Annotated in this window: 21 protein-coding genes; 6 read left to right on the top strand and 15 right to left on the bottom strand. The window is 70.5% G+C overall.

From position 1 onward, the window contains the following. The first annotated feature begins 38 nt into the window (after positions 1-38). Both ACFU5K_RS01190 and ACFU5K_RS01185 read left to right on the top strand, forming a co-directional pair. Positions 39-614: a VanZ family protein gene (locus ACFU5K_RS01190; RefSeq protein WP_384055253.1), complete on the top strand. Its 576-nt coding sequence runs from the start codon at positions 39-41 to the stop codon at positions 612-614. Between the two features lie 91 nt (positions 615-705). Beyond that, positions 706-909: a PspC domain-containing protein gene (locus ACFU5K_RS01185; RefSeq protein ID WP_384055250.1), complete on the top strand. Its 204-nt coding sequence runs from the start codon at positions 706-708 to the stop codon at positions 907-909. A gap of 79 nt (positions 910-988) precedes the next feature. On the opposite strand, the gene ACFU5K_RS01180 is transcribed toward ACFU5K_RS01185, so the two are convergent. Then, positions 989-1,291, bottom strand: a complete 303-nt coding sequence (locus ACFU5K_RS01180) for a hypothetical protein (RefSeq protein WP_384055247.1) — start codon at positions 1,289-1,291, stop codon at positions 989-991. 133 nt (positions 1,292-1,424) lie between these two features. Next, on the bottom strand, positions 1,425-2,579 hold the full coding sequence (locus tag ACFU5K_RS01175; protein ID WP_384055245.1) for an adenosine deaminase: 1,155 nt from the start codon (positions 2,577-2,579) through the stop codon (positions 1,425-1,427). Positions 2,580-2,682: 103 nt separating this feature from the next. On the opposite strand from ACFU5K_RS01175, the gene ACFU5K_RS01170 reads away from it, so the two are divergent. Further along, positions 2,683-3,441, top strand: a complete 759-nt coding sequence (locus ACFU5K_RS01170; protein ID WP_384055242.1) for an alpha/beta hydrolase — start codon at positions 2,683-2,685, stop codon at positions 3,439-3,441. A gap of 18 nt (positions 3,442-3,459) precedes the next feature. On the opposite strand, the gene ACFU5K_RS01165 is transcribed toward ACFU5K_RS01170, so the two are convergent. Further along, positions 3,460-4,413, bottom strand: coding sequence for a LysR family transcriptional regulator (locus tag ACFU5K_RS01165; RefSeq protein ID WP_384055239.1), 954 nt, complete (start codon positions 4,411-4,413; stop codon positions 3,460-3,462). A 62-nt stretch (positions 4,414-4,475) separates the two neighbouring features. Here ACFU5K_RS01165 and ACFU5K_RS01160 point away from each other — a divergent pair, with 62 nt between their 5' ends. From ACFU5K_RS01160 to ACFU5K_RS01150, 3 genes are all read left to right on the top strand, one after another. After that, entirely contained in the window at positions 4,476-5,780 is a 1,305-nt protein-coding gene (locus ACFU5K_RS01160) for an MFS transporter (RefSeq protein ID WP_384055236.1), read from the top strand. A gap of 88 nt (positions 5,781-5,868) precedes the next feature. Further along, positions 5,869-6,585: a L,D-transpeptidase family protein gene (locus ACFU5K_RS01155; RefSeq protein ID WP_384055233.1), complete on the top strand. Its 717-nt coding sequence runs from the start codon at positions 5,869-5,871 to the stop codon at positions 6,583-6,585. Positions 6,586-6,682: 97 nt separating this feature from the next. Further along, complete coding sequence (locus ACFU5K_RS01150) at positions 6,683-7,672, top strand: sigma-70 family RNA polymerase sigma factor (RefSeq protein WP_384055231.1); 990 nt, start codon at positions 6,683-6,685, stop codon at positions 7,670-7,672. 26 nt (positions 7,673-7,698) lie between these two features. On the opposite strand, the gene ACFU5K_RS01145 is transcribed toward ACFU5K_RS01150, so the two are convergent. The 12 genes from ACFU5K_RS01145 to ACFU5K_RS01090 form a co-directional block, all read right to left on the bottom strand. Next, positions 7,699-8,001, bottom strand: a complete 303-nt coding sequence (locus ACFU5K_RS01145) for an STAS domain-containing protein (protein WP_384055228.1) — start codon at positions 7,999-8,001, stop codon at positions 7,699-7,701. Positions 8,002-8,062: 61 nt separating this feature from the next. Further along, the gene (locus ACFU5K_RS01140) at positions 8,063-8,653 is read right to left on the bottom strand and encodes a Uma2 family endonuclease (protein WP_384055225.1); all 591 of its coding nucleotides are present in this window, start codon (positions 8,651-8,653) and stop codon (positions 8,063-8,065) included. Positions 8,654-8,751: 98 nt separating this feature from the next. Beyond that, the gene (locus tag ACFU5K_RS01135; protein WP_384055223.1) at positions 8,752-10,029 is read right to left on the bottom strand and encodes a thymidine phosphorylase; all 1,278 of its coding nucleotides are present in this window, start codon (positions 10,027-10,029) and stop codon (positions 8,752-8,754) included. A gap of 150 nt (positions 10,030-10,179) precedes the next feature. Then, positions 10,180-10,521, bottom strand: coding sequence for a cytidine deaminase (locus tag ACFU5K_RS01130; protein ID WP_384055331.1), 342 nt, complete (start codon positions 10,519-10,521; stop codon positions 10,180-10,182). A gap of 53 nt (positions 10,522-10,574) precedes the next feature. After that, positions 10,575-11,837 carry an ABC transporter permease gene (locus ACFU5K_RS01125; RefSeq protein ID WP_384055220.1) on the bottom strand — a complete coding sequence of 421 codons (1,263 nt, stop codon included), beginning with the start codon at positions 11,835-11,837 and terminating at the stop codon, positions 10,575-10,577. Continuing rightward, a complete protein-coding gene (locus tag ACFU5K_RS01120) occupies positions 11,834-12,952 on the bottom strand; it encodes an ABC transporter permease (protein ID WP_384055218.1) in 1,119 nt (372 codons plus the stop codon). Before ACFU5K_RS01120 ends, ACFU5K_RS01125 begins: the two co-directional genes overlap by 4 nt. Next, positions 12,949-14,535 carry an ABC transporter ATP-binding protein gene (locus ACFU5K_RS01115; RefSeq protein ID WP_384055328.1) on the bottom strand — a complete coding sequence of 529 codons (1,587 nt, stop codon included), beginning with the start codon at positions 14,533-14,535 and terminating at the stop codon, positions 12,949-12,951. Before ACFU5K_RS01115 ends, ACFU5K_RS01120 begins: the two co-directional genes overlap by 4 nt. Before the next feature lie 236 nt (positions 14,536-14,771). Continuing rightward, positions 14,772-15,818: a BMP family protein gene (locus ACFU5K_RS01110; RefSeq protein ID WP_384055215.1), complete on the bottom strand. Its 1,047-nt coding sequence runs from the start codon at positions 15,816-15,818 to the stop codon at positions 14,772-14,774. Between the two features lie 138 nt (positions 15,819-15,956). Beyond that, complete coding sequence (locus ACFU5K_RS01105) at positions 15,957-17,198, bottom strand: amidohydrolase (protein ID WP_384055212.1); 1,242 nt, start codon at positions 17,196-17,198, stop codon at positions 15,957-15,959. 471 nt (positions 17,199-17,669) lie between these two features. Further along, entirely contained in the window at positions 17,670-18,713 is a 1,044-nt protein-coding gene (locus ACFU5K_RS01100) for a hypothetical protein (protein WP_384055210.1), read from the bottom strand. A gap of 11 nt (positions 18,714-18,724) precedes the next feature. Beyond that, the gene (locus tag ACFU5K_RS01095) at positions 18,725-19,660 is read right to left on the bottom strand and encodes an N-acetylneuraminate synthase family protein (RefSeq protein ID WP_384055207.1); all 936 of its coding nucleotides are present in this window, start codon (positions 19,658-19,660) and stop codon (positions 18,725-18,727) included. Positions 19,661-19,672: 12 nt separating this feature from the next. Continuing rightward, on the bottom strand, positions 19,673-20,911 hold the full coding sequence (locus ACFU5K_RS01090) for a cytidylyltransferase domain-containing protein (protein WP_384055204.1): 1,239 nt from the start codon (positions 20,909-20,911) through the stop codon (positions 19,673-19,675). Positions 20,912-20,925: the final 14 nt, after the last annotated feature.

Below are 20,925 nucleotides of genomic sequence, written 5' to 3'. Positions count from 1 at the left end.
ACGGGGGCGGAACCGATCCTGCCGATCGTGGCGTCTCGGTGTACGTGCGTCACAGTTCGGACGGCCGGGCCGTCATCCGCTTCCGCGCGGCGGGGGTAGTCCTCCTCCTCGCGCACCTCCTGTTCGTCGGCTGGCTGACACTGCGCCCGCTGGACGTGCCCTGGGTGACGGCGGCGAACCTGCAGCCGTTCGACGGGATCAAGGCGGATCTGGCCATGGGCCCGGCGGAGGCCGCACGCCGCATCGGCAAGGGACTGCTGCTGCTGGCGCCGCTGGGCGTGCTGCTGCCGATGGCGGGCGGCCGGCTGCTGGTGTCCCCCTGGGCCTCGCTGGCCCGTACCGTCGCCGCCGGTGCCCTGATCTCGATGGCGATCGAGCTGGGGCAGACGGGAGTGCCCGGTCAGGTCGTCGACGTCGACTCACTGCTGCTGAACACCGTCGGGGTCGCGCTGGCCCATCTGCTGGTCGTCCCGCTGTGCCGGGCCCGGCTGCGCCGGGGCAACCGGGCGGGCGCCGGCGACCTCTCCCGGATGGGGAACGGCACCCGGACGTTCCGGAGCGAGGCTCCTCAGGGATCGACCCCGACGATTACCGGGGTCGGGGTCGCCCCGTAGAGCGACGCCCTGCACCCCTTCGCGGAGTCACTATGGAGGTACCGGGAGCGCGACGGTGCAGCTCCCCGAACGGTTGACGAAGGAGCCCACCATGGCCGCACTTGTCCGCCCCGTTGAAGGACGCATGATCGGTGGAGTGTGCGCAGCGCTGGCACGGCGCTTCGGCACCTCCGCGGGGACGATGCGTGTCATCTTCCTGGTCTCGTGCCTGCTCCCCGGGCCTCAGTTCCTGCTCTACCTGGCCCTGTGGGTACTGCTCCCGTCGGAGAAGTCCCCGGCCGCGACAGCGTGGTGACCTGCGGGACCACGGGGAAAGGACATGTGGGGCGCACACCCTGACCCGGGTGTGCGCCCCACATGCGTGTACGGCTGGTTCAGCGGCCGATCGGCAGGACGCCGGTCAGGCCGCCGGCGGGCAGACCGCCGAGCAGGTTCGTGCCGGGGGCAGACAGGTTCTTGCCGCTGCCGCGCTGCTGCTGCTGGTCGAGAAGTCCGCCGGCCGCCTTCTGCACGGCGGGCAGGGCGTCGGTCACGGAGTCGAGCGCGATGCCGGCGGGCAGCGCACCGGCCGCGGCGTCGAGGGGCACGGCGACGGCGGAGGCGCTGCCCGCACCGGCGGCCGCGAAAGCGGCACCGAGAGCGGCGACACCGAGGGTCCTGACAGCAGACTTCTTCATGTGGAATTCATCCTTGGGAAGGGGATGTGAGCGGCTCTGCAAGGTAGTCAGCCCGGTACCCCTACCGCAAACATGCCGGAACACGGAAAACGGCCGGGACCCGATTCTCCCGGCCGTTCCCCTTTTGCCTCGGTCAGCCGGCGAAGGACGAAGAACCGCTGGTGACAGCCGTCTGCTGGAAGAGCCATTCGGACTTCAGCTCCGCGTAACCAGGCTTCACGACGTCGTTGATCATCGCCAGACGTTCATCGAAAGGAATGAACGCTGATTTCATCGCATTGACTGTGAACCACTGCATGTCGTCGAGCGTGTATCCGAATGTCTCGATCAGTCGCTCGAATTCCTGACTCATGCTCGTACCGCTCATCAGCCGGTTGTCCGTATTCACGGTGGCACGGAAATGCAGCTTCCGCAGCAGTCCGATCGGGTGCTCGGCGTACGAGGCGGCCGCGCCCGTCTGCAGGTTCGAGGTCGGGCAGAGCTCCAGCGGGATGCGCTTGTCTCGCACGTAGGAGGCGAGGCGCCCCAGGGTCACGCTGCCGTCGTCGGCGATCTCGATGTCGTCGATGATCCGCACACCGTGGCCGAGCCGGTCCGCGCCGCACCACTGCAGGGCCTGCCAGATGGACGGCAGCCCGAAGGCCTCGCCCGCGTGGATGGTGAAGTGGTTGTTCTCGCGCTTGAGGTACTCGAACGCGTCCAGGTGCCGGGTGGGCGGGAAGCCCGCCTCGGCGCCGGCGATGTCGAAGCCGACGACACCCAGGTCGCGGTAGCGGTTGGCGAGTTCGGCGATCTCCAGTGCGCGCGCGGCGTGCCGCATGGCGGTGAGCAGCGCGCCCACGCGGATGCGGTGGCCGCTCTCGCGGGCCCTGCGCTCGCCCTCGCGGAAGCCGTCGTTGACCGCCTCGACGACCTCTTCCAGGGTCAGGCCCGCCGTGAGGTGCTGCTCGGGGGCGTACCGCACCTCGGCGTAGACGACTCCGTCCTCCGCGAGGTCCTCCGCACACTCCGCGGCCACCCGGAACAGTGCGTCACGGGTCTGCATGACGGCACAGGTGTGTGCGAAGGTCTCCAGGTAGCGCTCCAGCGAACCTGAGTCGGCCGCCTCGCGGAACCAGACACCCAGCTTGTCGGGCTCGGTCTCGGGGAGTGCGTCGTAACTCTGGGCCAGCGCCAGTTCGATGATCGTGCCGGGGCGGAGGCCGCCGTCGAGATGGTCGTGGAGCAGCACCTTGGGCGCGCGGCGGATCTGTTCGGGGCCGGGGACATTCCGGGTCTGGCTCGTCATTCGGGCACTCTAACGCCTACGCGCGTAGATTTCCGAGTGCCGATGCGTAACAGTGACCGCGGGGCCGGGTCGGATACACCCGCCCTTCTGACACTGTTCTGTCATGGCACAGCGCGCGCTTCCCCTGCCCTCCGCCAGGCTGGGACGGGCCGTTCACACGGCCGGAGCAACACCCGAGGTCAGCGGAGTGGTCCTGCTGCTCCCCGACGGCGAGACCGAATCCCGGCGTCGCCCTTCCCCGCTGTCGTACGCGGCCCAGCTGCCGCTGGCCCGGACCCTGGCCGGGGCGGGGCGGGAGGACGGACTCACGGTGCACGTCGTGCGCTACCGCAGCCGCGGCTGGAACGCCGGGGCCGATCCGGTGGCCGACGCACAGTGGGCGGCGGACGAGGTCGTACGCCGCTACGGCGACGTCCCCGTCTGCCTCGCCGGGCACGGGACGGGCGGCCGGGCCGCCCTGCGGGCCGCGGGGCACACCGCGGTCAACTCCGTGCTGGCGATGGCACCCTGGCTCCCGGACGGCCCCGGGAACGGGCCCGAGCCGGTCAGGCACCTGGCGGGACGCCGGGTGCTGATCGTGCACGGCACGAACGACGCCCGGTCGGATCCCGAGCTCTCCTACCGGCTGGCCGAGCGGGCCAAGAAGGCCAACCGGGACACCTGTCGGTTCGAGGTCCACTCGGACGGACACGCCCTGCGCCAGCACCGGTCGGAGGTGATGGCCCTGGCCGCGGACTTCGTACGGGGTTCGCTGTTCGCCCGGTCGTACGCCCGCCCGGTCGCCGACGCCTTCGCCGCTCCCCCGCCGCTGGGCCTGCGGATGCCGCTCGCGGCGGGGTTCGGGCGGTCGTCACGGCAGTGAGGGCGCCGCCGCGCCGGATCAGTCCGGCAGCAGGCTCCCCCGGCGCGACAGCAGGAACTGTTTGAAGGCGGCCACCGGCGGCGTGTCGGGGTGTCCGTCCAGCCAGGCGACCCCGATCTCCCGGGCCGCGCGCGGCGAGGTCACCGTCAGCTCGGCCACTCCGGGCCTGGCGACGGCGGGTGGTGGGAGCAGGGCGACGCCGAGCCCGGCCGCGACCAGTCCGCGCAGGGTCTCGGCCTCCTCACCCTCGAAGGCGATCCGCGGGGTGAAACCGGCCTCGGCGCAGAGGTCGTCGGTGATCCGCCGCAGCCCGTAACCGGGTTCGAGGGTGACGAACGCTTCGTCGGCCGCCTCGGCGAGGCGGACCCGGCGGCGGCTCGCGAGCCGGTGGTCGTCGGGGACCACGAGGCGCAGCCGCTGCTCGTCCAGGCGCCAGGTGACGAGGTCCGGCTCGTCCGGGACCGGTGAGGTCAGGCAGAGGTCCAGTCCGCCCGTGCGGAGCCGTTCGATCATCGCCTCGCCGTAGTTCTGCACCAGCTGGAAGCGGACCCGGGGGTGGTCGGCGCGGAAGGCCCGGAGCAGGGCGGGAACGGTCTCGGAACCCATCGTGTGCAGGAAACCGAAGGCGACCTTGCCCGCCGTGGGGTCGGCGTCGGCACGCACCGAGTCGGCCGCCTTCTCCACCTCCGCCAGGGCGCGTTCGGCGGATCCGAGGAAGGTGCGGCCGGCGGGGGTGAGGGAGACGGTGCGGCCGCTCCGGGCGAACAGGGCGACGCCCAGGTCCTCCTCGAGCCGCACGATGGCGCGCGACAGCGTCGACTGGGGGACGCCGAGCTCCTGCGCGGCGCGCGTGACGTGCTCGTGCCGGGCCACCGCCTCGAAGTACGCCAGGCGGGGCGCGAGCACGGCGCGGATGTCTTCTTCGTAACTGCCCGGTGACAGCCGAGGCTGTGAGCTGTATTGATGCGCCATGGGAACGATTATGAGGGTTTCATGCATTGGACGCATGAAACCTCGCGCTCTACGTTCGACGCATGCCTCCTGCCAGTACCGGGGCGTCCGCCATCGTGCTGGATGCCGCCGTTCCGTCTTCCGCCGCCTCCTCACCGACCTCGCCGGACCGCCTCGCACCCGGTGGTCCCGGCTACCGGCGCATGAGCTTCGCCCTCTTCGTGGCGGGGATAGCGACTTTCGCCCTCCTCTACTCCACCCAGGCCCTGCTGCCCGCCGTGTCGGCGTCCTTCCACGCCACGGCCGAGCAGGCGAGCTGGACGGTCTCCGCGGCCACTGGCGGGCTGGCCCTGTGCGTCCTCCCGCTGAGCGCACTGTCCGAGCGCTTCGGGCGGCGGCAGATGATGACGGGTTCGCTGGCGGTCGCCGTGGTGATCGGGCTCCTCGTGCCCTTCGCCCCGTCGCTCGGCTGGCTGATCGCGCTGCGCGCGGTCCAAGGCGCGGCCCTGGCGGGACTGCCCGCGTCCGCGATGGCGTACCTGGCCGAGGAGGTACGGCCCAAGGCACTGGTGGGGGCGATCGGGCTCTTCGTCGCGGGCAACAGCATCGGTGGCATGAGCGGCCGCGTGCTCTCCGGCTGGCTCACCCAGCTGTGGGGCTGGCGCGTGGCGGTCGGCGCGATCGGGCTGCTCGCCCTGGCCTGCGCCGTGGCCTTCCACTTCATGGTCCCCGCCGCCCGGCACTTCACCCCGGCCACGCTCAACCCGAGGGCCCTGGCGAAGACCGTCGGCGGCCACCTCGCCAACCCCCTGCTGCGACGGCTGTACGCGATCGGCGCGCTGTTCATGACGGTGTTCGGCGCGGTCTACACCGTGATCGGCTACCGGCTCACCGACGAGCCCTTCAGTCTTCCGCAGGGCGTCGTCGGGTCGATCTTCCTGGTCTACGTCGTCGGTACGCTCTCCTCCGCCGGCGCCGGCAGGCTGGTCGCCCGTCTGGGCCGCCGGGGCGCGCTCTACCTCGCCCTGTCCACGACGGCCGGGGGTCTGCTGCTCACCCTCGCCGACCAGCTCGCCGCCGTCCTGGCCGGGCTCGTCCTGATCACGGCCGGCTTCTTCGCCGGGCACGCGGTCGCCTCGTCGTCGGTGAGCCGTACGGCGACCACCGGCCGCGCGCAGGCCTCGGCGATCTACCAGTCCGTGTACTACCTCGGCTCCAGCGTGGGAGGCGCGCTCGGCGCCGTCGCCTTCCACGCCGGTGGCTGGGCCGGCACGGTCGCGCTGGGCGTCTTGGCGCTCCTCGGCGTCCTGTCGATCACCGTGTACGGCACCCGGGCGGCGCGGAGCGAGCGTCTCCGGACCGAAAACGTGGCACCTATGCACAACTGAGACCTTCCGGCCACAACCGCAGCACCCTGGCGTACGTCCAACAAGTGGAGTCACTTACCGCGGACGGCGCGAAGGGGAGCAGGCGTACATGGGAATCATGGGGAAGACGGGCGGCATACGGGCACGGCGCGGAGCCGTCCTGTCGGTCGCGGGCCTGGTGGCCGCACCGGCCCTGGTCCTGGGCACCGGGACGGCCGCGCAGGCGGCGTCCTGCTCGGCAGGGGCCGGTCCGTACCAGAAGCAGGTCGAGAAGTATCTGAAGCGGCCCGTCGACGGGCGGCAGTCCACGGCGGACTGCACCGCCATCCGGTCGTTCCAGGCGTCGAAGGGAATCACCCCGGCGGCCGGCTACGCGGGGCCGGTCACCTGGCGCACGATGAAGACGATCACCGCGCAGAAGGCGGCGGGGAAGAACCCCAACGCGGCGAAGAACTGCCCCACCAACAAGGGCCGGATCGCCTGCGTCGACCTGACCAGGCAGCTGAGCTGGATCCAGGACGGGTCCAAGCTGAAGTTCGGTCCCGTGCCGGTGCGGACGGGCCGTAACGGTGCGGAGACGCGGACCGGCTCGAAGAAGATCTACTGGCGCAACATCGACCACTGGTCCACGCTCTACGACGTCAGCATGCCGTACGCCCAGTTCTTCGACGGCGGCCAGGCGTTCCACTCGGTCACCAAGTCCATGTACAACAACCCGGGCTCGGCGGGCTGCGTCAACATGCGCCCGGCGGACGCGAAGGCGTACTGGAACCTGCTGAAGAACGGCGACGACGTCTTCGTCTACGGACGCAAGCCCGGCACCTGAGCAGCGCTTTCCTCGCTTCCCGCCCCTGTTGCCAGTGCCCTGCGGTAGCTTCCACAGTGCTGGGTGATCGGCGTCACAGCGCAACAGGGGTGGAGCGATGAGTGATCTGACGGCGACGGCAGACGTGGACAGCCGTCTGGAGGGACACCGGGTCGAACTGACCGGCTACTGCTACCGGATGCTCGGTTCGGCCTTCGAGGCGGAGGACGCCGTCCAGGACACGCTGGTGCGTGCCTGGCGGAACTTCGACAGGTTCGAGGGCCGTTCCTCGTTGCGCTCCTGGCTGTACCGGATCGCGACGAACGTCTGCCTGGACATGCTGAAGGCCGGCAACAAGCGGGCCAGACCGGTGGATCTGACCGGACCCACCCCTCTCGCCCAGGCGGCGCTCAATCCCCTTCCCGAGAACACCTGGCTGGAGCCGATGCCCGACGGGCGCATCCTCCCGTCGGTGGCCGACCCGGCCGAGGCCGCCGTGGCCCGCGAGTCGGTGCGCCTCGCGTTCGTCGCGGCGCTCCAGCACCTGCCGCCCAAGCAGCGCGCGGTGCTGATCCTCCGAGAGGTGCTGGCCTGGAAGGCGAGCGAGGTCGCGGAGCTGCTCGACACCTCGGTCGCCTCGGTCAACAGCGCTCTGCAGCGGGCCCGGGCGACCCTGTCGGACACGGAGGGCACCGTGCCCGACACGGCGAACCCGCTGGACGAGGAGCAGCGCAAGCTCCTCGACCGCTACGTGGCGGCGTTCGAGGGGTACGACATGGCGGCGCTGACGGCCCTGCTCCACGAGGACGCTGTGATGACCATGCCGCCGTTCGACCTGTGGCTGCGGGGGCATGAGGACATCGCGGGTTTCATGCTCAGCATCGGCGCGAGCTGCGCGGGTTCCCGCCTGGTGGCGACCGAGGCAAACGGGGCCCCGGCCTTCGCGCACTACAAGCCGGATCCGGAGGGACCGGGGTTCGTGCCGTGGGCCGTGCAGGTCATCGACATCTCGGACGGTGCCATCACCGGGATGCACTGCTTCCTGGACACCCCGCGCTGGTTCCCGCTGTTCGGGCTCCCCGATCGCCTGGACGCGGATCAGGCTTGAGGCTCACGCGGCCTGTGGTGATCGGGTCACTCCTCGTCGGGCCTCAGGTGTGCCACCACGTCGGCCAGCCCGACCAGGTCGAGCAGCACCCCGAGTTCGGCGGAGGCGTGGCGCAGGCGCAGCCGGGCTCGTCCGGTCCGGCGGGCGACGAGCCCCAGCCGGGCTATCGCCTCCACCAGCGCGAGATCCGCGTGCGTCACCCCTCCGACATCACAGTCGACCACCGCGGCGTCGGGACGGCCGGTCAGCAGGGCCTCCAGCTCGGCGCACAGTCCCGGCACGTCGGCGCGGGTGACGCGGCCGGTGACGACGAGGGCGTTCGGGGGCATGGCATCCACACCACAGAGACCGGCGGGATGCCGGAAACTCATCGGCGGGCAGGCTCGCGCCTCAACTGACCGGGAGGATCCCCGTGTCCAGATCCAGCTTGAACGGCTCGGGAAGGGTGAGTTTCCCCCCGTACTCGACCACGTCGAGGACGCGGTAGGTGCCGTTGTCGGGATCACCGTAGAGCGTGGCGGTCGGGCGGCCCGAGTGCCAGGGATCGAGCAGCAGGAAGAGTTCGACGCCGGCTTTCGCGTATCCGTGCGCCTTCTTGACGCGGTCGTGGTTGGCGTTGGCCTGCGAGGTGATCTCGACAACCAGCAGGGCCTCCTCCGCCGGCACGCGACTCCCCGGCCCGGTCGCCACCGCGCGCGGCACGACGAGGAGGTCGGGGATGTAGACGCCCGCGCGTCCTGGCACCGAGACCCCGAGCGTCTGGTAGATCTCCCATTCCTCGGGGATGACGGCGTACAGCCTGCGCTGCAGCAGTGCTGCGGTGGTGTTGTGGTCCTTGGACGGCGGTGGCGACACGGTGACGATCCCCTCGATGATCTCCACCTTGCAGCCCTCGGGTGCGTCCGTCTCCTCCCAGATCCGGACGAGGTCGTCCCAGTCCTGGCCGTGGCCCGGCCCGGGATCGACGGTGAGTGCGCCCATGGCGGTCTCCTCTTATCGGTGCGTCACCGAGTCCAGCATGCCGAACGGGACCGGTGGTGGTCCACCGGTCCCGTTCACCCGAAAGGGAAAGCCACAGGTCAGGCGATACGTTCCCGCACCACCGGCGTGGCGGTGAAGGGGGTGCCGGCCGGTGCGATGTCGTACGAGCCGGGCAGTGCCTTGAGGGCGTACTCGAACTTCTCGGGGGTGTCCGTGTGCAGGGTCATCAGCGGCTGGCCCTCGGTGACGGTGTCACCGGGCTTGGCGTGCATCTCGACGCCCGCGCCCGCCTGCACCGGGTCCTCCTTGCGCGCGCGGCCCGCACCGAGGCGCCAGGCGGCGACACCGACGTCGTAGGCGTCCAGCCGCGTCAGCACGCCCGAGGACGGGGCGCTGATCACATGCTGCTCGCGCGCGACCGGGAGTTCGGCGTCCGGGTCGCCGCCCTGGGCGGAGATCATGCGGCGCCACACGTCCATGGCGGAGCCGTCCGCGAGCGCCTTCTCGGGGTCGGCGTCCTTGAGCCCGGCCGCGTCGAGCATCTCGCGGGCGAGCGCCAGGGTCAGGTCGATGACGTCCCTGGGACCGCCGCCGGCCAGGACCTCGACGGACTCACGGACCTCCAGGGCGTTGCCGGCGGTGAGACCGAGCGGGGTCGCCATGTCCGTGAGCAGGGCCACGGTGCGTACGCCGCTGTCGGTGCCCAGCGCGACCATGGTGGAGGCCAGTTCGCGGGCGTCCTCGATCGTCTTCATGAAGGCGCCGGAGCCGACCTTGACGTCCAGGACGAGGGCGCCGGTGCCTTCGGCGATCTTCTTGGACATGATCGAGCTGGCGATGAGCGGGATCGCCTCGACGGTGCCGGTGACGTCGCGCAGCGCGTACAGCTTCTTGTCGGCGGGGGCGAGGCCGTCGCCCGCCGCGCAGATCACCGCGCCGGTGGTGTCCAGGACGTCGAGCATCTCGGCGTTGGTGATGTGGGCGCGCCAGCCGGGGATGGACTCCAGCTTGTCGAGCGTGCCGCCGGTGTGGCCGAGACCCCGGCCGCTGAGCTGGGGCACGGCCGCGCCGCAGGCGGCGACCAGCGGGGCCAGGGGCAGGGTGATCTTGTCGCCGACGCCGCCCGTGGAGTGCTTGTCGGTGGTGGGGCGTGAGAGCGCCCCGAAGTCCATGCGCTCGCCGGAGGCGATCATCGCGGCGGTCCAGCGGGCGATCTCGGTGCGGTTCATGCCGTTGAGCAGGATCGCCATGGCCAGCGCGGACATCTGCTCGTCGGCGACCTCGCCGCGCGTGTACGCGTCGATGACCCAGTCGATCTGCTCGGGGCTGAGCTCGCCCCGGTCCCGCTTGGTGCGGATGACGGAGATGGCGTCCATGGGAGGGGAGTCCTTCCGGCCGGAGGGGTAGGCGCGAGTCCCGTTGACTCTACGCGCATAGAGAGGAAACGTTCCGCCGCTCCGCTCCCCCGGCGGGCCGGTGCGGCGGGGCCGATCCGGCACGCCGGAGGAACGGAACGGTGTGGGGCACTACCCCAGGTGCTGCGGCCCGAACGCCTGCGGCAGCATCTCGTCGAGCGTACGGAACCCGTCGGGGGTCTCCAGGACCAGCTCGGGGCCGCCGAACTCGTACAGCAGCTGACGGCACCGCCCGCACGGCACGAGCACCGCGCCGGCACCGTCCACACAGGTGAAGTGGGTCAGCCGGCCGCCGCCCGTGGCGGCGAGCTGCGACACCAGGCCGCACTCGGCGCACAGGCTGATGCCGTACGAGGCGTTCTCGACGTTGCACCCCGTGATCATGCGGCCGTCGTCCACGAGGGCCGCCACGCCGACCGGATAGTGCGAGTACGGGGCGTACGCCCGGGACATGGCGTCCCGGGCGGCCTCGCGCAGCACTTCCCAGTCGACCGGAGCGTGGGCGGTCACTTGCCCTCGCCCTTGCGGTACGGCACGCCGTCCGCCTTGGGCGGTCGCAGCCGCTGCGCCGACAGGGCGAGCACCAGGAGCGTGGTGACGTACGGAGCGGCGTCGACGAACTGGCTCGGGACCTGGTCCGTCAGTGCGTACCAGGTGAACAGCAGACCCGAGACGACCGCCGAGATCAGCGCGGGCAGGTACTTCTTCCGGTACAGCTGCCAGAACACGACGATCACCAGCAGGATGGCCAGGAGCAGCAGCATCGCGTGGACGTTCTCGGCGCCGCCTCGCAGCTTGAGGCTGTCGGTGAAGCCGAACAGCCCGGCGCCCAGGGCCATGCCGCCCGGCATCCAGTTACCGAAGATCATGGCGGCGAGACCGATGTAGCCGCGGCCGCCGGTCTGGCCCTCCTGGTAGATGCTGGTGGCGACGAGGGAGAGGAAGGCGCCGCCGAGTCCGGCCAGACCGCCCGAGATCGTCACGGCGACGTACTTGTACTTGTAGACGTTGACGCCGAGGGTCTCGGCCGCGACCGGGCTCTCGCCGCAGGAGCGGAGCCGCAGACCGAAGGCCGTGCGCCACAGCACGAACCACGTGATGGGGATGAGCAGCAGGGCGACGACGGTCAGCAGCGACAGGCCGGTGACCAGGCCGCCGATGACGCCGGCGAGGTCGGAGACGAAGAACCAGTGGTGTTGCTGCAGGTCCTGCATCCAGTCCGACAGGCCTGGAATGGTGATCTTGTCGATCTCCTCCAGTCGCGGTGACTGCTTGGAGGAACCGCCCGGCTCCTCTGCGAAGGTGAAGTTCGACAGGTAGCGGGTGACACCGACGGCGAGGATGTTGACGGCCACACCGGAGACGATGTGGTTCACTCCGAACGTGACGGTGATGACGGCGTGCAGCAGGCCGCCGAGCGCGCCGCCGAGGATGCCGAACAGGACACCGACCCAGGGGCCCCACTGGTAACCGGCCCAGGCGCCGAACCAGGTGCCGAGGATCATCATGCCCTCGAGACCGATGTTGACGACGCCGGCCCGCTCGGCCCACAGGCCGCCGAGTCCGGCAAGACCGATCGGGACGGCGAGTTCCAGCGCGCCGCTCACCTGGCCCACGGACGTCACGTCGTCCGCACCGCTGATGAGGCGGACCAGCGAGACGAGGGCCAGCCCACCGGCGATGATCAGCAGGACGACGGGCAGGGAGAGCTTGCGTCGGCCGCCGCCCCGCAGGGGGGCGACGCGTGCGGCGATGGCTTCGGCGCTCACAGGGCCGCCTCCTTCTCGGTGGTGAGAGCGTGGCCGGCGGCGAGTTCCTCGCCGACCTTCTGCTGCTGGCGACGCGTCCCGTAGCGCCGGACGAGTTCATAACTGACCACGACCGAGATCACGATCAGGCCCTGGATGATCGTGGCGATCTCCTTCTCGAAACCGAACTGGTCGAGCGGGGACGACGCCTTGTCCAGGAACGCGATCAGCAGTGCGCTGAGGGCGATGCCCACCGGGTGGTTACGGCCGAGCAGGGCGATGGTGATGCCGGTGAATCCGAGGCCGACGGGGAAGTCGAGGCTGTAGGTGTGCGTGTCACCCAGCAGCGTCGGCATGCCGACGAGGCCGGCGATCGCACCGGAGATCAGCATCGAGGTCAGGATCATCTTCTTGGCGTCGACACCGGACGCCTGGGCGGCACTCTCGCTCGCGCCGGTGGCACGCAGGTCGAAGCCGAACCGGGTGCGGTTCAGGACGAGCCAGTAGACGAGACCGCAGCCCGCGGCGACGAAGGTGAAGCCGTAGATCTCACCGGCGTCGGCGCCCAGGGACACACCCGGGAACCAGCCGGCCTCCGGGATGTCGCCCGTGGTGAGGTTGTTGGAGCCCGCGGCCTGTTCGCCGAAGTTCTTCGGCAGGATCAGCCAGGCGATCAGCGCGGTCGAGATCGAGTTGAGCATGATCGTCGCGACGACCTCGCTCACTCCGCGTGTGACCTTGAGGATGCCCGCGATACCGGCCCAGAACGCGCCGACCAGCATGGCCACGATCACGATGAGGGCAATCTGGAACGGCCCGGGAAGGCTGACGCTCGCGCCGACCAGCGCGGCCATCATCGCCGCGAGACGGTACTGCCCGTCGACACCGATGTTGAAGAGGTTCATCCGGAAGCCGACCGCGACCGCGAGGGCGGCGAGGTAGTACGTACCGGCCTGGTTGATGATCAGGACCTGCACGTCACTGTACGAGACCTGCTCGAACAGCAGGCGGTACAGCTCGAACGGGTCGCGGTTGGAGATGAGCAGCACGAGGGTGCTCAGCACGAACGCGACGACCAGGGCGAGCGCCGGGCCGGCGAAGCCCAGGATCAGCCGGTCCTTGTCGAATTTCTTCATCGGGCCTCGTCCTCCGGTGCTGCCTCGAGGTGACCGGCTGCGGCGCCGGTCATGGCCGAGCCCAGTTCCTCGGGTGTGATGGTCGCGGGGTCTGCGTCCGCGACGAGCTGTCCGCGGTACATGACGCGCAGGGTGTCGGAGAGCCCGATGAGCTCGTCCAGGTCCGCCGAGATGAGCAGGACGGCGAGTCCTTCGCGGCGCGCCGCGCGGATCTGCTCCCAGATCTGAGCCTGGGCGCCGACGTCCACGCCTCGGGTCGGGTGAGCGGCGATCAGCAGCTTCGGGGCGTGGCTCATCTCGCGGCCGACGATCAGCTTCTGCTGGTTACCGCCGGAGAGGGAGGCGGCCGTGACCTCGATGCCCGGGGTCCGGACGTCGTACTCGCGCACGATCCGCTCGGTGTCCGTGCGGGCGGCCTTCGGGTCGAGCAGCCAGCCCTTGCTGTTGGGCTTCTCGGTGACGTGGCCGAGGATGCGGTTCTCCCACAGCGGGGCGTCCAGCAGGACTCCGTGCCGGTGGCGGTCCTCGGGGATGTAGCCGATGCCGCCCTCGCGCCGCTTGCGCGTGGGGGCGTGGGAGATGTCGTCCGCGTCGAGCGTGATGACCCCGCCGTCCGGGGCACGCATGCCCATGAGCGCCTCGATCAGCTCGGTCTGGCCGTTGCCCTCGACGCCGGCGATGCCGAGGACCTCACCCTTGTGGATGGTGAAGCCGACATCTGTCAGGACGTCGCGCACGACGCCGTCCGGGTCCGTCTCGCTGAGGGAGAGGCCCCGGACGTGCAGCATCGGTACGTCCGTCACCGTGGACTCGCGGGTTTCCGGCGATGGGAGCTCGCTGCCGACCATCAGCTCGGCGAGCTGCTTGGTCGTGGTGTTCGCGGGGTCGGCCGTGCCCACCGTCGTGCCCCGCCGGATCACCGTGATCTCGTCGGCGACGGAGAGGACCTCTCCGAGCTTGTGCGAGATGAAGATGACGGTGAGGCCTTCGGCCTTCAGCTCGCGGAGGTTCGCGAAGAGCGCGTCCACCTCCTGCGGGACCAGCACCGCGGTCGGCTCGTCGAGGATGAGGATGCGGGCACCGCGGTAGAGGACCTTGAGGATCTCCACGCGCTGCCGGTCGGCGACACCGAGGTTCTCGACGAGCACGTCGGGCCTGACCCCGAGCCCGTACGCGTCGGAGATCTCCTTGATCTTCTTGCGCGCGGCGGATCCGATGCCGTGCAGCTTCTCGCCGCCGAGGACGACGTTCTCCAGGACGGTGAAGTTGTCGGCGAGCATGAAGTGCTGGTGGACCATGCCGATGCCACGCGCGATGGCGTCACCGGGGTTGCTGAACGAGACCTGCTCGCCGTCCACCGCGATGGTGCCCTCGTCCGGCTTCTGCATGCCGTAGAGGATCTTCATCAGGGTGGACTTCCCGGCGCCGTTCTCACCGACGAGGGCGTGGACCGTGCCCTTGCGTACGGTGATGCCGATGTCGTGGTTGGCCACGACGCCGGGGAAGCGCTTGGTGATGCCGTGCAGTTCTACGGCAGGGGGACTGCTGGACGCGTTGATGACGCACTCTCCTTGACCGGACAGGAGCGGGAGCACAGGGGCAGGGGGCGGGGTGAAGTTATCGCGCCTGAGACCTGTCTACACGCGTAGCGCTGCCGAATCGTAAAGCGAAGGCACACGGCACTGCCCGAACACGGGGTTCGGGGCCTGTGCGAGCAGGGCACTGCGACGGGCACAACTTCTTCGAGGAGCACCCCGTGGGCCCGGAGCGAAGGTACGCGCTCCGGGCCCACGGGAAACCAGTGTGACGACCGGGGTCGTTACGGGGTGGTCTTGACGGTGATCTTGCCGTCGATGATTTCCTTCTTCGCCTTGTCCACGGCCGCTATGACGTCGGTCATCTTGGTGAAGGCCGGGTTGGACATGGCCAGGCCGACGCCGTCCTTGTCGAGGCCGTAGCGGACCTCACCGGACTGGGGCTTGCCGTCCTTGACGGACTTGATCAGGTTGAAGACGGAGTCCTCGACGTCCTTGGTGACGGAGGTCAGGATCGACTCCTTGTAGACCGCGAGGCCTTCCTGGCTGTACTGGTCGGAGTCGACGCCGATGTTCCACTTGCCGGCCTTGGAGACGGCCTCGATGGCACCGGAACCGGCCAGACCGGCCGCCGAGTAGACCACGTCGGCGCCCTTGTCGATCTGGCCCTGGGCAGCGGCCTTGCCGAGGTCGGGCTTGGAGAAGCCCGAGAAGTCCGGCGGCTGGGTCAGGTACTGCGGGAGCACGTTGACCGAGGAGTCGGTGTCCTTGACGCCCTGGATGAAGCCGGCCTCGAACTTCTTGATCAGCGGGGTCTCGACACCACCGATGAAGCCGACCTTCTTGGTCTTCGTGACCTTCGCGGCGGCGACACCCGCGAGGTAGGAGCCCTGCTCCTCGTTGAAGACGATGTTGGCGATGTTGTCGCCGGTGACCGAGGCGTCGTCGATGATGCCGAAGGTGATCTTCGGGAACTTCGGCGCTACCTTCTTGATCGCCGGGGCGTAGGCGAACCCGACACCGATCACCGGGTTGTTGCCGGCGCGGGCCAGCGAGGTGAGGCGCTGGACCTTGTCCGCGTCCGACTCACCCTCGGAGGGCTCGGCCTCGGTGCCCTTGACGCCGAGGTCCTCCTGGGCCTTGACGAGACCGGCGTACGCGGCGTCGTTGAACGACTGGTCGCCGCGGCCACCGATGTCGTACGCGAGTGCCGTCTTTTTGTCCTTGGAGTCGGACGCGCTGTCCGACGACGAGTCGCCACACGCACTGACGCTGAGCGCAAGTGCCGCGGACATAACGCCCACGGTGGCAATCCTGGTGATCCGGCGCAAGGGAAGGCTCCTTCAAACCTGACCGAAGCGCCTCTTCCGGCGCTGGTTTCGCCGCGATCGTAACGCGCGTAGATGTCAGATAATGACCTGTACGGAAGCCGTTATCGGATCGTCGCGAACAGGAGGTGTCCTGGACGGTCACGAGCCGTTGCGGTCGAGCAACGCAGCGGCGGTGAAAAGCTCCACCCCGACCGTGATCGCTTCCTCGTCCACATCGAAGTTTCCGCGGTGCAGGTCCAGACCGCGCGTGTCCCCCGGTGTGCGCACTCCCAGCCTGGCCATGGCCCCGGGGACCCGCTCCAGGTACCAGGAGAAGTCCTCCCCGCCCAAGCTCTGTTCGGTGTCCTCGATCGCATACGACCCGCGGCGGATCGTCATCGCGGCGTCGAGCAGGCCGATGGACTCCGCGTCGTTCACCACGGGCGGGACACCGCGGATGTAGTTGATCACCGTCTTGGCCCGATGCATTCCGGCCACCTCGTCGACCGCGGCGTGCACCATGTCGGGGGCCTGCCGCCAGGTGTCCAGATCGAGGCAGCGCACCGTGCCGGACAGCTCGGCGTGCTGCGGGATGACGTTGGGGGCGTGACCCGTCTCCAGGCGGCCCCACGTGAGGGCGAGCCCGGACCTGGCGTCGACCCGCCGGGCGAGCAGCGCCGGCACGTCGGTGGCCACCCTGGCCGCCGCGGTGACCAGGTCGGTGGTCAGGTGCGGCCGGGCGGTGTGCCCGCCGGGACCGTCGAGGGTGACCTCCAGACGGTCGCAGGCGGAGGTGATCGGCCCGATCCGCAGCCCGACCTTCCCCACGTCGACCTTCGGGTCGCAGTGCACGGCGAGGATCCGCCCGACCCCGTCGAGCACCCCGGCCTCGATGGCGTCCGCCGCGCCGCCGGGCAGTACCTCCTCGGCGGGCTGGAAGAGCAGCCGCACCGGGTGGGGCAGAAGCCCCTGGCGGTCGAGGGCGGTGAGCACGAGTCCGGCGCCGAGGACGGTCGTGGTGTGCACGTCGTGCCCGCAGGCGTGTGCGCGGTCGGGCACGGTGGACCGGTAGGAGACGCCCGCCTTGGTGTCCGGGATCGGCAGCGCGTCGATGTCCCCGCGCAGCGCCAGCATCGGTGTCACGCCGTCCCACTCGCCCACGTCGCAGACGAGCCCCGTCCCCGACGCCAGCACCCTGGGTGCGAGCCCGGCGCGCTCCAGCCGCGCCTTGACGGCCGCCGTGGTGCGGAACTCCTGGTTGCCGAGCTCGGGGTGCATGTGGAGGTCTCGCCGGAAGGCGATCAGCTCGGCGCGGAGCTCGTCGGGCAGGGAGCCGGGCAGGGCGGCTTCCCCTTTCGGCTGGGCATCGGCCTGGGGCTCGCGCGTCTTCAACTGGTTCACCCAGTCAAGGGTAGGCCCCCTGGGCACTCAACTGGCTGGAGATGACCAAAAGTTAAGCCGCTCAGGGGAACAAAAGAGGCGGCGGGGGGTGTGATGGAGCAGGACGATGGGTAAACTCGCCCGTTTTTCCACCGGAGTGCGAGTGGGGCGCGAGACGGAGTCTCGTCTCACCCTCGGCGCGGGGCGTGGTTCCCGGGGCGTGCCGGGCCAGGGCTCCACCGCGTACACCCGAACGGGTGAGCCGACACGCCCCGGAGGCGTGGAGCGGGGGCCGCCGCGGTGCCCCCTTGAGCGCGTCGCGCCCGGGTGCCACGGGGCCGGCCTCCACTTCCGGGGCGGCGGGGAGTAGCCGTCTCTCCGCAACAGTCTGCCGGGCGGGCGCGCGCGACGGCGGCGGGCGCGCGACGGCGGTCGTGATGGCCGCTCGGTTGGCGCGACCGGCCACCCGGTGCCGACGGCCTCCGTCCTCGCTCAGCCCTCCGCCACCGCGGTGACCCGCCAGGGCGCCAGCCGCTGCACGTCCCGGGCGGTCTCCGTGACCCCGCTCAGGAAACCCTGCGCGCGGGGGGAGGCCGTGTCGCGCAGCCACTCCGGCGCTATGTCGCACACCGCGACCTTCACGCCCGTGCCGACGAGGGCGAGCGGCAGCGTGTGCACCACCGTGGAGGGGAAGCTCAGCACGGTGTGGCCGATGGGGCCGCGGCGGGCGATGAGCTCCAGCGGGAGGTCGGGGCGGACGATCTCCAGACCGGTGGCGGCCTCCAGGGCATGCAGTTTGTCGGCGGACTCGCGGCGGTGCGCGAAGTAGCGGGTGGCGCCATGGGTACGGGCCAGCGTGCTCACCGCCTCCTCGTACGGGACGGGGTCGACGACGCCCGTCTCGACCAGGGAGGTGCCGACCAGGTCGGCACCCTTGGTGATGCGGGGCGGGCCGAAGCGCTCCCGTGTCCAGGCGAAGGTGTTCGCCGTGACCTCGATGCCGTCGGGCGCATCGACCGGCATGGCGGTGAACACCTCGACGGTGCGGGTGGCCGACGGGGTGAAGCTGCGGCGGGCCGCGGAGGTGACCGGGGCGAGCAGCAGTTCGCGCGGGCCCCCGCTCCCCCTGCGGTGCCAGCGCACCAGGCGCTCACCGCGCGCCAGCTGGGCGACGAACTCCATGGTGGCCGTGCCGTCGTCGACCACCGTGATCCGGCGGGTGCGGACCAGGCTGAGGAGCAGTTGCACGTACCGGGAGAACGGGTCCCCGATGACGATGCGGTCGGCCTTGCGGATCAGACCGGTCAGCGCCCGCAGGGCCTTGAGAGGCGCGCCGGTCTCCCCGCGCGCCTCCTGCCAGCGGACGGTGATGCCCTCGTCGCGGGCCAGCTCCGCCATCCTGCGCAGCTGTCCGCGCGACATCGGGTCGACCGGGGGGAGGACGACGACCGTGGTGGCGTCGGATCCTCCCCGGGTGTGGGTCCACTCCAGGACGTTCAGGAGCTGGACCGGGCTCTCGACGAAGGCGAGGTTCACCGGTCGGCCCGTCAGACCGCGACCGGCTCGGCGGCCGGCGCGCTCTCGTTCTCGGAGACGACGCCCGCGACCCGGCGGAGCTTCTTCATCGGGCCGAGCTCCGACTCGTACACCTTCTTGACGCCGTCACCGAGGGATGCCTCGATGGTGCGGATGTCGCGGACGAGGCGCGTGAGGCCCTGCGGCTCGACGGAGGCGGCCTGGTCGGAGCCCCACATCGCGCGGTCCAGGGTGATGTGGCGCTCGACGAAGGTGGCGCCGAGCGCGACGGCGGCGAGGGTCGTCTGGAGGCCGGTCTCGTGACCGCTGTAACCGATCGGCACGTTCGGGTACTCCTGCTGCAGGGTGTTGATGACCCGCAGGTTGAGCTCCTCGGCCTTCGCCGGGTACGTCGACGTGGCGTGGCAGAGCAGGATGTTGTCGCTGCCGAGGACCTCGACCGCGTGACGGATCTGCTTCGGCGTCGACATGCCGGTGGAGAGGATGACGGTGCGGCCGGTGGCGCGCAGCGCCCGCAGCAGCTCGTCGTCCGTCAGGGAGGCGGACGCGACCTTGTGGGCCGGGACGTCGAACTTCTCCAGGAAGGCGACGGCCTCTGTGTCCCACGGGGAGGCGAACCAGTCGATGCCGCGCTTGGCGCAGTGCTCGGCGATGGCGGTGTACTCGGCCTCGCCGAACTCGACGCGGTGGCGGTAGTCGATGTAGGTCATCCGGCCCCAGGGGGTGTCGCGCTCGATGTCCCACTGGTCGCGGGGGGTGCAGATCTCGGGCGTGCGCTTCTGGAACTTGACGGCGTCACAGCCGGCTTCGGCGGCCACGTCGATCAGCGCGAGGGCGTTGTCGAGGTCGCCGTTGTGGTTGATGCCGATCTCGCCCGTGATGTAGACGGGGTGGCCGGGGCCGGCGGTACGGGTGCCGAACGTGCGCAGCCGGGAGGCGTTCGTCATGGTGGTGATTCCTTACGTGGTGGGGGCGTTGGGAGATTCGGTCATGAGGGTGGGGCCGAGGAGCCAGGCCGCGATCTCGCGTATGGCCCCGAAACCACCGGGGTTGGTGGTCACGGCGCGCGCGGCGGCGCGCACCGAGTCGTGGGCGCTCGCCACGGCGACGGGCCAGCCCGCCAGTCCGAAGCAGGCCAGGTCGTTGACGTCGTTGCCGACGTAGAGCACGCGGTCGGGAGCGATGGACTGCTCCTCGCACCACTGCTTGAGTGCCAGGTCCTTGCGGTCGATGCCGTGCAGGACGGGGACCTGGAGCTTGCGGGCACGGGCGGCGACGACCGGGTTCTGTTCCGTGGACAGGATCAGGACCGGCAGGCCGGACCTGCGCAGCGCGGCGATGCCGAGGCCGTCGCCGCGGTGCACGGCGACGGTCTCGCGGCCGTCGGAGTCGACGAGGACACGGTCGTCGGTCTGCGTGCCGTCGAAGTCGAGGACGACGGCGTCGACATCCGTCCGGGTGGGCAGCGGCGAGGGGTCCAGGAGCGGCGCGAGGACGCGGGCGCGGGCCAGGTCGTGCGGGTCGTCGATCTCCAGGACCCGCGCCGGGTCGGTCGGTACGAGCACGGTGTGGCCGAAGAAGCGGTGCCGGTGGGTACGGAAGCCGGCGGCGTCCATGGCGTACGCGGCGCCGGTCTCCAGGTGGTCCTGGGGGCGGTCCTGGCGCCGGGGGCGTACGGCCTTGTCGTGGTTCACACCGTAGGTGCCGTCCTCGACCGCGCTGCCGTCACGCCACACGAAACCGTGGAAGGGGGCGACCGTGAGGGCGGTGTCCGCGCCGTCGCGGGCGACCGCCGTTGCGACGCCGTCGATGTCCGCACGGGTGACGAAGGGGCTCGTGCACTGGACCAGGAGCACCACGTCGGCCGTCCGGCCGTGGCCCATCGCCTCGTACGCGTCCAGGGCGTGCAGGACCGCCGCCTCGCTGGTCGCGGTGTCCCCCGAGATGGCAGCGGGACGCTGCACGCAGTGGAGCCGGGGAGCCTCACCCAGCGCCTCGGCGGCGGACCGGGCGGCTTCGGCGATGGCCGGGTCGTCGGTGGTGACGACGACGTCCGTGACCTCGGGAGAGGCGAGGCAGGCGCGGACGGCCCGGGCGACGAGCGGCACGCCGCCCACCTGGGCGAGGTTCTTGGCCGGCACGCCCTTGGATCCGCCGCGGGCGGGGATCACGGCGAGCACGGTGGGGGGCGGGGTCATGGAGGCTCCTGAGT

This window comes from Streptomyces sp. NPDC057428 (assembly GCF_042803195.1).
Taxonomy (GTDB): Bacteria; Actinomycetota; Actinomycetes; order Streptomycetales; family Streptomycetaceae; genus Streptomyces.
This window is presented reverse-complemented; position numbering and strand designations above follow the sequence as displayed.

Coding starts and splice junctions, on each gene's coding strand:
- ACFU5K_RS01165 (WP_384055239.1), bottom strand. CDS start 4,413: ATGGCGCATCAATACAGCTCACAGCCTCGGCTGTCACCGGGCAGTTAC.
- ACFU5K_RS01095 (WP_384055207.1), bottom strand. CDS start 19,660: ATGACGAACGCCTCCCGGCTGCGCACGTTCGGCACCCGTACCGCCGGC.
- ACFU5K_RS01185 (WP_384055250.1), top strand. CDS start 706: ATGGCCGCACTTGTCCGCCCCGTTGAAGGACGCATGATCGGTGGAGTG.
- ACFU5K_RS01180 (WP_384055247.1), bottom strand. CDS start 1,291: ATGAAGAAGTCTGCTGTCAGGACCCTCGGTGTCGCCGCTCTCGGTGCC.
- ACFU5K_RS01170 (WP_384055242.1), top strand. CDS start 2,683: ATGGCACAGCGCGCGCTTCCCCTGCCCTCCGCCAGGCTGGGACGGGCC.
- ACFU5K_RS01120 (WP_384055218.1), bottom strand. CDS start 12,952: ATGAAGAAATTCGACAAGGACCGGCTGATCCTGGGCTTCGCCGGCCCG.
- ACFU5K_RS01155 (WP_384055233.1), top strand. CDS start 5,869: ATGGGAATCATGGGGAAGACGGGCGGCATACGGGCACGGCGCGGAGCC.
- ACFU5K_RS01135 (WP_384055223.1), bottom strand. CDS start 10,029: ATGGACGCCATCTCCGTCATCCGCACCAAGCGGGACCGGGGCGAGCTC.
- ACFU5K_RS01150 (WP_384055231.1), top strand. CDS start 6,683: ATGAGTGATCTGACGGCGACGGCAGACGTGGACAGCCGTCTGGAGGGA.
- ACFU5K_RS01145 (WP_384055228.1), bottom strand. CDS start 8,001: ATGCCCCCGAACGCCCTCGTCGTCACCGGCCGCGTCACCCGCGCCGAC.
- ACFU5K_RS01130 (WP_384055331.1), bottom strand. CDS start 10,521: ATGTCCCGGGCGTACGCCCCGTACTCGCACTATCCGGTCGGCGTGGCG.
- ACFU5K_RS01140 (WP_384055225.1), bottom strand. CDS start 8,653: ATGGGCGCACTCACCGTCGATCCCGGGCCGGGCCACGGCCAGGACTGG.
- ACFU5K_RS01175 (WP_384055245.1), bottom strand. CDS start 2,579: ATGACGAGCCAGACCCGGAATGTCCCCGGCCCCGAACAGATCCGCCGC.
- ACFU5K_RS01160 (WP_384055236.1), top strand. CDS start 4,476: ATGCCTCCTGCCAGTACCGGGGCGTCCGCCATCGTGCTGGATGCCGCC.
- ACFU5K_RS01090 (WP_384055204.1), bottom strand. CDS start 20,911: ATGACCCCGCCCCCCACCGTGCTCGCCGTGATCCCCGCCCGCGGCGGA.